Source organism: Stenotrophomonas sp. G106K1 (assembly GCF_037969685.1).
Classification (GTDB): Bacteria; Pseudomonadota; Gammaproteobacteria; order Xanthomonadales; family Xanthomonadaceae; genus Stenotrophomonas; species Stenotrophomonas lactitubi.
The window spans coordinates 42,700-54,075 of the sequence record NZ_JBBPFR010000014.1 but is presented as its reverse complement, the minus strand read 5'-3'; the positions used below and the strand labels follow the sequence as shown (position 1 = coordinate 54,075).

Annotated in this window: 11 protein-coding genes; 9 read left to right on the top strand and 2 right to left on the bottom strand. The window is 66.2% G+C overall.

The window, feature by feature from the left end:
• Positions 1-14: 14 nt before the first annotated feature.
• Positions 15-683, bottom strand: a complete 669-nt coding sequence (locus tag WKB25_RS13465; protein ID WP_025875011.1) for a TetR family transcriptional regulator — start codon at positions 681-683, stop codon at positions 15-17.
• A 334-nt stretch (positions 684-1,017) separates the two neighbouring features.
• Between WKB25_RS13465 and ndk the strand changes: the two genes are divergently transcribed.
• From ndk to der, 7 genes are all read left to right on the top strand, one after another.
• On the top strand, positions 1,018-1,443 hold the full coding sequence (ndk, locus tag WKB25_RS13460; protein WP_008265389.1) for a nucleoside-diphosphate kinase: 426 nt from the start codon (positions 1,018-1,020) through the stop codon (positions 1,441-1,443).
• 10 nt (positions 1,444-1,453) lie between these two features.
• Positions 1,454-2,659, top strand: a complete 1,206-nt coding sequence (rlmN, locus tag WKB25_RS13455; protein WP_093819808.1) for a 23S rRNA (adenine(2503)-C(2))-methyltransferase RlmN — start codon at positions 1,454-1,456, stop codon at positions 2,657-2,659.
• Complete coding sequence (gene pilW, locus WKB25_RS13450) at positions 2,646-3,434, top strand: type IV pilus biogenesis/stability protein PilW (protein WP_340571185.1); 789 nt, start codon at positions 2,646-2,648, stop codon at positions 3,432-3,434. The genes rlmN and pilW overlap by 14 nt, the downstream gene beginning before the upstream one ends.
• Positions 3,435-3,452: 18 nt before the next feature.
• Entirely contained in the window at positions 3,453-4,313 is an 861-nt protein-coding gene (locus WKB25_RS13445; protein ID WP_340571184.1) for a RodZ domain-containing protein, read from the top strand.
• A gap of 67 nt (positions 4,314-4,380) precedes the next feature.
• Positions 4,381-5,019 carry a tetratricopeptide repeat protein gene (locus WKB25_RS13440; protein ID WP_025874997.1) on the top strand — a complete coding sequence of 213 codons (639 nt, stop codon included), beginning with the start codon at positions 4,381-4,383 and terminating at the stop codon, positions 5,017-5,019.
• The gene (gene bamB / locus WKB25_RS13435) at positions 5,019-6,227 is read left to right on the top strand and encodes an outer membrane protein assembly factor BamB (RefSeq protein ID WP_140227102.1); all 1,209 of its coding nucleotides are present in this window, start codon (positions 5,019-5,021) and stop codon (positions 6,225-6,227) included. Before WKB25_RS13440 ends, bamB begins: the two co-directional genes overlap by 1 nt.
• A gap of 15 nt (positions 6,228-6,242) precedes the next feature.
• Entirely contained in the window at positions 6,243-7,640 is a 1,398-nt protein-coding gene (gene der, locus WKB25_RS13430) for a ribosome biogenesis GTPase Der (RefSeq protein ID WP_025874993.1), read from the top strand.
• 60 nt (positions 7,641-7,700) lie between these two features.
• Here the strand turns inward: der and WKB25_RS13425 are convergent, their stop codons facing one another.
• Entirely contained in the window at positions 7,701-8,735 is a 1,035-nt protein-coding gene (locus tag WKB25_RS13425; protein WP_340571183.1) for an alcohol dehydrogenase catalytic domain-containing protein, read from the bottom strand.
• Between the two features lie 106 nt (positions 8,736-8,841).
• Between WKB25_RS13425 and WKB25_RS13420 the strand changes: the two genes are divergently transcribed.
• Positions 8,842-9,771, top strand: coding sequence for a LysR family transcriptional regulator (locus tag WKB25_RS13420; RefSeq protein ID WP_340571182.1), 930 nt, complete (start codon positions 8,842-8,844; stop codon positions 9,769-9,771).
• A 145-nt stretch (positions 9,772-9,916) separates the two neighbouring features.
• Entirely contained in the window at positions 9,917-11,053 is a 1,137-nt protein-coding gene (gene moeB / locus WKB25_RS13415) for a molybdopterin-synthase adenylyltransferase MoeB (protein ID WP_340571181.1), read from the top strand.
• The last annotated feature ends 323 nt before the right edge of the window (positions 11,054-11,376 follow it).

Here is an 11,376-nt window from a genome sequence, read left to right as displayed (position 1 = left end):
TTGTTGGTCAGCAGTTACTGGGTGGAATCAATGGAGGCGGGCAGGGCGCTGCCGCTGCGGGCGGCGGCGCGGAATCCGGCCTCGGCGAAATGGATCAGTTCATGCGCGGCATGGGCACGATGCGCCGTTTCGGTGACACCGGCGGGTCGCTTGATCAACCCGAAATCGGCCATGGCATAGGTCAGCGAGCCGGCCAGGAAATCCAGGCGCCAATAGAGCTCCTCCTTGCTCAGGCCGGGCACGCAGGTGGCAATCGCCTTGCCGAACTCACGCAGCACGTGGCCGTAGTGGTCGGACAGGAACTTGCGCAGGTTGTCGTTCTTTTCGGCGTAGGCGCGGGCGATCACGCGGACGAAGGCGCCGCCGTTCTGGCGGTCCTGGGCCAGCGCCAGGGCCGGCTCGACGAAGGCGGCCAGCACCGGCCGCAGTTGCCCGGGGTGTTCGTTGCGGGCGCGCTCGAGCTGGGCCAGGCGGGCGCCGGTCATCTCGTCCATGCGGCGACGGAACACCTCGTTGACCAGGTTTTCCTTGGAGCCGAAGTGGTAGTTCACCGCAGCGATGTTGACGTCGGCCTGGCTGGTGACCTGGCGCAGCGAGGTGCCGGCAAAGCCGTGCTGGGCGAACAGCTCCTCGGCGGCGCCGAGGATCCGGTCCTTGGTCGAGAAGTGGGCGGGCTTGGCCATCGGGCGGGCGGACCTTAATCAAACGATTGTTTGATACTAGAACCAGACGGTAGCGTATGGCATTTTGCAGTGCAGCAAAATCAGGGCGGCGGTTACAAAGGATTCATCAGTAGTGCCAGCCCATGGCTGGCAGCCCCTGAAGCCTGAACAGGCGGCCCAGGGATCGGTCGCGGCGCGGGAGCGGCCACACCCGCCTGCCAGCCATGGGCTGGCACTACTCGGCCGGATCTTTTACAATCCGCGCACGTTTATCAGGCTAAGCCCGCGTTTCGACGCGGCTTTTTTTTTGTTACCCTTCGGGCCATCAGCGGCCCGATTCCATTGGAGACATCCCATGGCGCTGGAGCGCACCCTTTCGATCATCAAGCCGGACGCCGTTGCCAAGAACGTCATCGGCGAAATCTACGCCCGCTTCGAAAAGGCCGGCCTGAAGGTCGTGGCCGCCAAGTACAAGCAGCTGTCGCGCCGTGAAGCCGAAGGCTTCTACGCCGTGCACCGCGAGCGTCCGTTCTTCAACGCGCTGGTCGAGTTCATGATCTCCGGCCCGGTGATGATCCAGGCCCTGGAAGGCGAGAACGCCGTCCTGGCCCACCGCGACCTGCTGGGCGCCACCAACCCGAAGGAAGCCGCTGCGGGCACCATCCGCGCCGACTTCGCCGAATCCATCGATGCCAATGCCGCCCACGGCTCGGACTCGGTCGAGAATGCAGCGATTGAAATCGCCTACTTCTTCGCCGCCACCGAAGTCGTCTCGCGCTGAGAGTAATGCCGTGAACGAGGTCGTACAGAAAATCGCCATCCAGCCGCTGCCGAAGTCGGCACCCACGGCTGGCAAGCAGAACCTGCTCGACCTCGATCGCGCGGGCCTGGAGAAGTTTTTCGTCGAGGTTCTCGGCGAGAAGAAGTTCCGCGCCCATCAGGTGATGAAGTGGATCCATCATCGCTACGTCACCGAGTTCGATGAGATGACCGACCTCGGCAAGGTCCTGCGCGCCAAGCTGCAGGAGCATGCCGAGGTCCTCGTCCCGAACATCATCTTCGACAAGCCTTCCGCCGACGGCACCCACAAGTGGCTGCTGGCGATGGGCGTGGATGGCAAGAACGCCATCGAGACCGTGTACATCCCCGACAAGACCCGCGGCACGCTGTGCGTGTCCTCGCAGGTCGGTTGCGGCCTGAACTGCACGTTCTGCTCCACCGCCACCCAGGGCTTCAACCGCAACCTGACCACCGCCGAGATCATCGGCCAGGTGTGGATCGCAGCGCGCCACCTGGGCAACGTGCCGCACCAGATGCGCCGTCTCACCAACGTGGTGATGATGGGCATGGGCGAGCCGTTGATGAATTTCGACAACGTCGTGCGTGCCATGAGCGTGATGCGCGACGATCTGGGCTACGGCCTGGCCAACAAGCGTGTGACCCTGTCCACCTCCGGCCTGGTGCCGCAGATCGACCGCCTGTCCGCCGAAAGCGATGTGTCGCTGGCGGTGTCGCTGCATGCGCCGAACGACGAGCTGCGCGAGACCCTCGTGCCGCTCAACAAGAAGTACCCGATCGCCGAGCTGATGGCTTCGTGCGCACGCTACCTGCGTGCCAACAAGCGCCGCGAATCGGTCACCTTCGAATACACCCTGATGAAGGGCATCAACGACCAGCCCGAGCACGCCCGCCAGCTGGCGCGGCTGATGCACCAGTTCGACAACGCGGTGCAGGCCAGGGACTCGGGCAAGGTCAACCTGATCCCGTTCAATCCGTTCCCGGGTACCCGCTACGAGCGCTCCGAAGAAGCGCATATCCGCGCTTTCCAGAAGATCCTGCTCGACAGCAATGTGCTGACGATGGTGCGCCGTACCCGTGGCGACGATATCGACGCCGCCTGCGGCCAGCTCAAGGGCCAGGTCATGGATCGCACCCGCCGCCAGGCAGAGTTCAACAAGACACTGCAGGCAGGGAAGGGGAGCGATGCGGCGGCCTGATCGCCTGCCGGTGGCCCTGTTCGCAGGCGCGCTGGCACTGGCAGCGGGCGGTTGCTCGACCACCAGTGAGATTCCGATCGGCCCGGGCGGGGTCGCGCCGATCCACAGCGTCCGCGATGCGCCGGGCGTACGCCAGAAGTTTCACTACGAGGATCTGCTGGCGCTGGCCGCCCGCGACATGCAGGTGGGCAATCTGGACGAGGCCGAGCGCAAGGTGCGCCGTGCGCTGAAGCTCCAGCCCAACGGGGTGGATGCGGTGATGCTGCTGGCCGGAGTCGAAGACCGCAGGGGGCGCGAGCAGCAGGCGGGGGATGGGTTCCGCCGCGCTGCGGAGCTGGCGCCGAAACGCGGTGACGTGCTCAACAATTACGCGGCATGGTTGTGCCAGCACGGCCACTCGGCCGAATCGCTGGTCTGGTTCGATCGTGCCCTGGCTGCCCAGGACTACGCCACGCCCGCCGCTGCCCTGAGCAATGCCGGTGGTTGCGCGTTGGACGCTGGCCAGCTTGAACGCGCCGAGCGCGACCTGCGGGCCGCCCTGGCGCAGGTGCCGGACAACCCGGTCGCGTTGGAGGCGATGGCCCAGCTGAGCTTCCGTCGCGGCCAGTTCATGGAGGCCCGCGCCTTCGCCGAACGTAGGATTGCGGCTGCACCGGCCACGCGTTCCGTGTTACAACTTGCGTCTCAAATCGAGGCGCGGCTGGGTGATCAGGCGGCATCTGATCGCTATCTTCAGCGGATTCGACAGGAATTTCCGCAGGATGCGGGCTCCTAACTCCAGGGTTGATGCATTGTGATTGATGACCAGACTGTGAGCGATCTCGAGACTGTGGCCGGCTGCGGCACCCGCCTGCGCCAGGCCCGCGAGGCCGCCGGACTGACCCTCGAAGACGTCGGCCAGCGCCTGCGCATGCCGGTTCAAGTGGTGAAGTCGCTCGAGCAGGAGCAGTGGCAGAAGCTGGGGGCGCCGGTGTTTGTGCGCGGCCAGCTGCGCAGCTATGCCCGCCTGCTCGGTGTCGACGTCAGCGAACTGCTGGAACAGGCCCAGGTTGGCCCGGTGGTTCCGCCGACCCTGGTCAGCCACACCCATACCCCGCGTGCGCGCCGGATTGCCGAGAATCTCGGCCGCCGTGCGCTGTATGTCGGTATTACCGCCGTGCTGGCGGTCCCGGTCTGGTTCGCCACCCGTGGCCACTTCGATGGCACCGCGCCTTCGCCGAACACCGCTTCGCTGGACGTGATCCCGGCCGCCGTACCGGTTACCCCGGCCGGTCCCGGGTCCGCCGCTGCTGCGCCCACCGAAGTGGCGGCCGCGCCCGTCGCCAAGCCGGCCGCTACCCCCTACGTTGCCTCGCTGGCCCCGGTGCCACGCGCCGCGCCGGCGCCAGCCGCCAACCTGGACATGCAGTTCAGCGGCGACAGCTGGGTCGATATCGGTGGCCCCGATGGTGCCACCGTGGAGAAGGCGCTGATCAAGTCCGGTGAAAGTCGCAGCTTCACGCCGGGCCAGGTTGCCCGCGTCACCCTGGGCAATGCTTCGGCGGTCCAGGTTCAGCAGAATGGCGCTATCGTCGATCTGACGCCCTATCAGCGAGCCAACGTGGCACGCTTTCAGGTATCCTCTGAAGGCTCCGTTGTCCCGGTTTCGCACTGAGGCGCGGTTTTTTCACCACCTTCGATAATCCCAATGGTCCCTCCCGATGGGCGGGGCGAGAGTACGCATGGCGATCGACGACCTGCTCGACGAGCACGAACAAAGTGAACGCGTCCGCAGCTGGCTGCGGAAGAATGGCGCCAGCATCCTCGGTGGCGTAGTCATCGCCATCGGTGCCATTGCCGGCTGGCAGTGGTACCAGAAGGACCAGGGCGGCAAGCTGGCCTCGGCCAATGTCGAGTACCAGAAGGCCCTGGTAGGCCTGCAGCAGAACAAGCTCGACGACGCGGCCAAGGCGGTCAAGGCGCTGGAGGCTGGCCCGTCCAGCATCTACGGCGACCTGGCTGCGCTGCAGCTGGCCAAGGCCCAGGTCGATGCGGGCAAGAATGAAGAAGCGCTGGCTACCCTGCGCGCGGTGAAGGTCGAAGGCGACCTGCAGCGCGTGGTCGACCAGCGCGTGGCGCGCCTGCTGGTGGCTACCGGCAAGGGCGATGAAGCGATCAAGCTGCTGGGCAGCGCCACCGACAGCAGCAGCCTGGAAATCCATGGCGATGCGCTGATGGCGCAGGGCAAGCGTGACGCGGCCCGCGAACAGTATGAGAAGGCGCTGAAGACGCTGGACGTGGCAGCGCCGCAGCGGCGACTGCTGGAAACCAAGGTTATGGACGCCGGCGGCACCGTCGCCGCCCCTGCGGAGTCGGTTTGATGAGTCAGAAGGTCATGATCACGCGCGTCGCCACCGTACTCCTGCTCGGTATGGCGCTGTCCGGTTGCAGCACCATGAAGGGCTGGTTCGCCGGCAAGGACGCAGCAGCGAAGAAGGCGCAGGAGCCGGCTGAACTGGTCAAGTTCGAGCCGACCCTGAAGGTCAACAAGGCCTGGTCGGTCAATCTGGGCAAGGGCGAGCGCCGCATCGGCGTGCGCCAGGGCCCGGCAGTGGCCAACGGCCACGTGTTCGCCGCGGCGATCACCGGTGGCGTGCACGCCATCGACCTGCAGACCGGCAAGAAGGTCTGGACCTGGGAGCCGAAGAAGGAAAAGAAGAAGGCCAAGCTGCGGCTGTCCGGTGGTCCGGGCGTCGGCGAGAACCTGGTGGTCATCGGTACCCTCGATGGCCAGGTGATCGCGCTGGACATCAACGATGGCAGCGAGAAGTGGCGCGCACGCGTGCCGAACGAAGTCATCGCCGCGCCGGCCATTGCCCAGGGCATGGTCTTCGTGCGCAGCAATGACGGCCGCGTCACCGCGTTCGATGCCGGCAACGGCACCCAGAAGTGGTTCAACCCGAGCGAGCTGCCGGCGCTGACCGTGCGCGGCAACGCGGCGGTGGTGGCCGGTCCGGGCGTGCTGTTCATCGGCAAGGACGAGGGCAGCGTCGCGGCGCTGGCCATGCAGGACGGCCGCACGCTGTGGGACCAGAACGTGGGTACCGGCGAAGGCCGTACCGAGCTGGACCGCATGGCCGACGTCGATGGCGCGCCGGTGCTCGACGGCAATACGCTGTTCGTGAGCAGCTTCAAGAACCAGACCATGGCCATCGAAGGCCCGACCGGTCGCCCGCTGTGGGCGCGTGACCACGGCGGTGCCGGCGGTGTGGCGGTGTCTTCGGGCAATGTTTTCGTTACCGACAACAAGGGCGGCGTGTTCGGCCTGGACAAGGCCAGCGGCGCGGCGATGTGGTCGCAGACCGCACTGGCCCGGCGCTCGCTGACCGGTCCGGCGCTGCACGGCGACTACGTGGTGGTCGGTGACTACAAGGGATACCTGCATTGGCTGCAGGCCTCCGATGGCGCGATGGCGGCGCGGGCGAAAAGCGGCGGTGATGCGCTTCTGGCCCAGCCAATCGTCGTCGATGGGGTGCTGCTGGTGCAGAACGTTGATGGCAAGCTGACCGCATTCCGGTTGGCAAATTAATACGGAGTAATCGCGATGCTGCCTTTGGTCGCCCTGGTTGGACGGCCGAATGTCGGCAAGTCGACCATATTCAATGCACTGACCCGAACCCGTGACGCCCTGGTCCATGACCAGCCCGGCGTCACCCGGGACCGCAACTATGGCGTCTGCCGGCTTGACGAGGACAACCATTTCCTCGTCGTCGATACCGGCGGCATCGCAGAGGAAGAAGAAGGCCTGGCTGGCGCTACCACGCGCCAGGCCCGTGCTGCCGCTGGCGAAGCTGACCTGATCCTGTTCGTCGTCGATGCCCGCGAGGGCACTTCGGCGATGGACGATGAGATCCTGGCCTGGCTGCGCAAGCTGTCGCGGCCGACGCTGCTGCTGATCAACAAGATCGACGGCACCGACGAGGACACCGTGCGTTCGGAGTTCGCCCGCTACGGCTTCAGCGAGATGCTGACCGTGTCGGCTGCCCACCGCCAGGGCCTGGACGACCTGCTGGACGAAGTCATCCAGCGCCTGCCGGAAGAGGGCAGCGGCGAAGAACTGGACAACGATCCGAACCGCGTGCGCATCGCCTTCGTCGGCCGCCCGAACGTGGGCAAGTCGACTCTGGTCAACCGCATCCTCGGCGAAGAGCGCATGATCGCCTCGGACGTGCCGGGTACCACCCGCGATTCGATTTCGGTGGACCTGGAGCGTGACGGTCGCGAATACCGCCTGATCGACACCGCCGGCCTGCGTCGCCGCTCGCGCGTGGACGAGGTCGTCGAGAAGTTCTCGGTGGTCAAGACCATGCAGTCGATCGAGCAGTGCCAGGTGGCCGTGCTGATGCTCGATGCCACCGAAGGCGTGACCGACCAGGACGCCACCGTGCTCGGCGCCGTGCTGGATGCCGGCCGCGCGCTGGTGATCGCGATCAACAAGTGGGACGGCCTGACCGACTACCAGCGTGAGCAGGCGGAAACGATGCTGTCGCTGCGCCTGGGCTTCGTGCCGTGGGCCGAGTCCGTGCGCATCTCGGCCAAGCATGGCTCGGGCCTGCGCGAGCTGTTCCGTGCGGTGCACCGTGCGCACGAATCTGCGAACAAGACCTTCACCACCAGCGAAGTGAACAAGGCGCTGGAAGTGGCCTACGAGACCAACCCGCCGCCGACCATCCGCGGCCATGTCTCCAAGCTGCGTTACGTGCACCCGGCCGGCGCCAACCCGCCGACCTTCATCGTGCACGGCACCCGCCTGAAGGAACTGCAGGAATCGTACAAGCGCTACCTGGAGAACTTCTTCCGCAAGCGCTTCAAGCTGATCGGTACGCCGGTGCAGTTCATCTTCCGCGAGGGTGCCAACCCGTACGAAGGCAAGAAGAACGTGCTGACCGAACGGCAGGTCAAGGCCAAGCGGCGCTTGATGAAGCACGTCAAGGGCAAGTGATTCACGAAAAGGCGGCCGCAGGGCCGCCTTTTTGGTTGTGGCGCGTTACGGCGTGCTTTCTCAGGCGCTGCCCCACGGCAGCAGCACCCCGCGGAACCTCATCCTGCCCGATGCCAGGCGGTCATAGGCCTCGGTCGCGTGGTCCAGGTCAAAGGTTTCGACCATCGGCTTTACCTTGCCGGTGGCGGCAAGCGCCAGCACTTCGCCAAGGTAGTGCTGGCCACCATGGGTGGCGCCGATCACGCGCTGGCGCATCATGTGGAACGGTACGCCTTCGGACGAGATCGAGAAGGGCTGGCTGAAGTCCAGCCCGCACAGCACCACGCGTCCATCGACACGCAGGCCGGTCATGGCTTCTTCGGCCGAGCTGAATTCGTTGGTGGTCACCAGCAGCACGTCGGCGCCGCCGATCGCCTTCAGTTCCTTGCCACTGGCAACGACCTGGTCGGCGCCCAACTGCAGGGCAAGTGCATGCTTGTCCGCGGAATGCGTGATTGCGATGGTCTCGAAGCCACAGGCTCTGGACAGCTGCAGGGCGACGTGGCCAAGCCCGCCGATGCCAAGTACCGCGATCTTTTCCCGTGGCTGGGGTGCCGCATCGCGCAGCCCGCTCCAGGTCGTGTAGCCGGCACACATCATCGGCGCCGCATCCACGTAGGAGAGTCCGTCAGGCAGCAGTACCGTGCCTTCGGCGGAGATCGCGATGTACTGGGCATGGCCGCCCTGCGCGGCGAAGCCGGTGGTGCGAGGTGCATCGCAGTTCATCGCCGTCTGTCCGGACAAGGGACGGTTCTCGCGGCAGTAGGGGCAACGCCCGCAGGAGGACTGGACCCACGTGGTGCCCACGCGATCGCCCACTCGGCGCGAGTGCACGCCGGCGCCCACCTCCACCACTTCTCCGACTACTTCGTGCCCGGGCGTCTGGGGATAGATGTCGCCACCGTAACCCTGGGTTGCCCATACATCGGTGTAGCACATGCCGGACGCGTGAACCTTGACCAGTACCTGGCCAGCTTCGATCACGGGTACCGGGACGTCCTGTACCTGCCACGGCTTGTTCGGCCCGGTCATCACAACCGCCTTCATCATCTTCATCGTCTTGATCCTGTCTCGGTGGATGAGCGCCGAGGGCCTGCGCCCGCGACAGCGCTGAGCGTAGAATCCGCTGACTATCAAGACAATCGATTCAATATCTGACGATATGGTGAATCTAATTCAGCAATCGGGTGGAGGTGATCTGGCGGCCTTCACCGCGTTCCTCGCAGTGGCAGCGCATCGCAGCTTCCGCAGTGCGGCGGCGGAGTTGAACATCACCCCGTCGGCGATCAGCCATGCCATCAAGACGCTGGAGCAGCGGCTGGGCGCACGCCTGTTCAATCGGACCACGCGCAGCGTCTCGCTGACCGACGCCGGCGAGCGCCTGGCGGAAAAGCTGCGGCCGGCGATGGCGTCCATCGAGGAGGCTCTGCAGTCGCTGGATACCGAAGCGGGCACGCCGCGTGGCACCGTCCGCATCAATGCCAGCGAAGGAGCCATACGGCTCGTGCTGAAACCGGTGCTTGCACGGTTCCTGCGCCAGTACCCGCAGGTGCATCTGGACATCGTCAGTGACGGCAGGTTGGGCGATATCGTTTCGGACGGTTTTGATGCGGGTATCCGCCTTGCCGAAGCCGTGCCGCGGGACATGGTGGCCGTAGCGGTTACGCCACCCATGCGGTTCGCGGCGGTTGCCTCACCGGCGTACCTGCACGCGCGTGGACGGCCACTGCGGCCACTGGATCTGCATCAGCACGACTGCATCCGCTTCCGGTTCGAGAGCGGGGCGATCTATCGCTGGGAGTTCGAGCGCCAGGGCGTCACCGAGCGGGTGAACGTCTCCGGGCCGATCACGCTGACGGACCAACCGTTGATGGTCGACGCCGCCGTTGACGGCATCGGCATTGCGTTCGTTCCCGAGCATCTGGCGCTGGAGCCGTTGGCCGATGGTCGCCTGCTTCGGTTGCTTGAGGACTGGTGTCCCGAGTTCCCCGGTCTTTCGCTGTACTACTCGGGCCATCGGCATGTTCCGCCCGGGCTGAAAGCGCTGATCGGTCTTCTTCAGCAGCAGGTTAGAAGCAGGCAGCCGGCATAGCGCCGGGCTACGCTTGTGGTGCACCTGTAGAGCCGAGCCCATGCTCGGCTGCTTTTCGCGCATTGCCGCGCGCCAGCCGAGCATAGGCTCGGCTCTACAGATCCTGGTCAAGGCGGGCCGATGCCACGTGCGCGATAATGCGGCCATGAGCATTCCAGAGCTTTCCCCCGAGCAGGCACGGGCACGCCTGGCCCATGGCGCGGTGCTGATCGACGTGCGCGAGGCGCATGAGCGGGCCGGCGGCATGGCCGAAGGCGCGCTTGGCGTCGCCAAGGGCGAGTTGCTGGCTGACGCGGCCGCGCACCTGCCGCGGCCGGAACAGGAGATCCTGCTGATCTGCCAGAGCGGCAAGCGCTCAGCCGATGCGGCGCAGGCGCTGCTGGATGCGGGCTACACGAATGTGAGCTCCGTCGCTGGTGGCGCCGTCGCCTGGCGCGAGCAGGCGCTGCCGTTGGTGCAGCCGCTGACCAGCGCCGCCGACCGCGATTTCTACGACCGCTATTCGCGCCACCTGCTGCTGCCGCAGGTGGGCGAGGCCGGCCAGCGCCGGCTGCAGCAGTCGCGGGTGCTGGTGCTGGGCGCGGGCGGCCTGGGCGCGCCGGCCGGCTTCTATCTGGCGGCGGCCGGGGTAGGGCACCTGCGTTTCGCCGACCATGACCGGGTGGAGCGAAGCAATCTGCATCGACAGATCGTGCATACCGAGGCCAGCGTCGGCCAGTTGAAGGTGGATTCGGCACGTGAGCGCCTGCTGGCGCTGAACCCGTCCATCGAGGTCGAGGCCGTGCCGGAACGAGTGACGTCGGAGAACGTGGACCGCCTGTTGCAGGACGTCGACGTGGTGCTGGACGGCTCGGACAACTTCCCGCTGCGCTACCTGCTCAACGACGCCTGCATCAAGCACGCCAAGCCGATGGTGTACGCCGCCATCGAGCGCTTCGACGGCCAGGTGAGCGTGTTCGACGCCGGCCGCCAGCGTGGCGTGGCGCCGTGCTACCGCTGCCTGTTCCCGGAGCCGCCGCCGCCGGAGTTCGCGCCCAACTGCTCCGAGGCGGGCGTGCTGGGCGTGCTGCCGGGCCTGGCCGGGGTGCTGCAGGCCACCGAGGTGCTGAAGCTGTTGCTGGGCATCGGCGAGCCGTTGGTGGGGCGCCTGTTGCGCTTCGATGCGCTGGGCATGCGTTTCCGCGAAACCGGCATCGGGCCGGACCCGCAGTGCCCGGTGTGTGCGCCGGGCGTGCCGTTCCCGGGGTATATCGATTACGCCGCGTTCTGCCGGGGCGGGTGAACCGCGTCGGGGCGCCATCCACGCATGGCGTGGATCTGCTGGGGTGGGCGAACCCGGTTGGGGCGCCATCCACGCATGGCGTGGATCTACTGGGGTGGGCGAACCCGGTTGGGGCGCATCCACGCATGGCGTGGATCTACTGGGGTGGACGAACCCGGTTGGAGCTCATCCACGCATGGCGTGGATCTACTGGGTGGGCGAACCCGGTTGGAGCTCATCCACGCATGGCGTGGATCTACTGGGGTGGGCGAGCCCGGTTGGGCGCCATCCACGCATGGCGTGGATCTACTGTAGAGCCGAGCCTGCGCTCGGCTGCTCTTCGC

Bases quoted from the DNA above. Each gene is read 5' to 3' on its own strand.
- WKB25_RS13425 (WP_340571183.1), bottom strand. From the start codon at position 8,735: ATGAAGATGATGAAGGCGGTTGTGATGACCGGGCCGAACAAGCCGTGG.
- ndk (WP_008265389.1), top strand. From the start codon at position 1,018: ATGGCGCTGGAGCGCACCCTTTCGATCATCAAGCCGGACGCCGTTGCC.
- pilW (WP_340571185.1), top strand. From the start codon at position 2,646: ATGCGGCGGCCTGATCGCCTGCCGGTGGCCCTGTTCGCAGGCGCGCTG.
- bamB (WP_140227102.1), top strand. From the start codon at position 5,019: ATGAGTCAGAAGGTCATGATCACGCGCGTCGCCACCGTACTCCTGCTC.
- der (WP_025874993.1), top strand. From the start codon at position 6,243: ATGCTGCCTTTGGTCGCCCTGGTTGGACGGCCGAATGTCGGCAAGTCG.
- WKB25_RS13440 (WP_025874997.1), top strand. From the start codon at position 4,381: ATGGCGATCGACGACCTGCTCGACGAGCACGAACAAAGTGAACGCGTC.
- WKB25_RS13465 (WP_025875011.1), bottom strand. From the start codon at position 683: ATGGCCAAGCCCGCCCACTTCTCGACCAAGGACCGGATCCTCGGCGCC.
- WKB25_RS13420 (WP_340571182.1), top strand. From the start codon at position 8,842: ATGGTGAATCTAATTCAGCAATCGGGTGGAGGTGATCTGGCGGCCTTC.
- moeB (WP_340571181.1), top strand. From the start codon at position 9,917: ATGAGCATTCCAGAGCTTTCCCCCGAGCAGGCACGGGCACGCCTGGCC.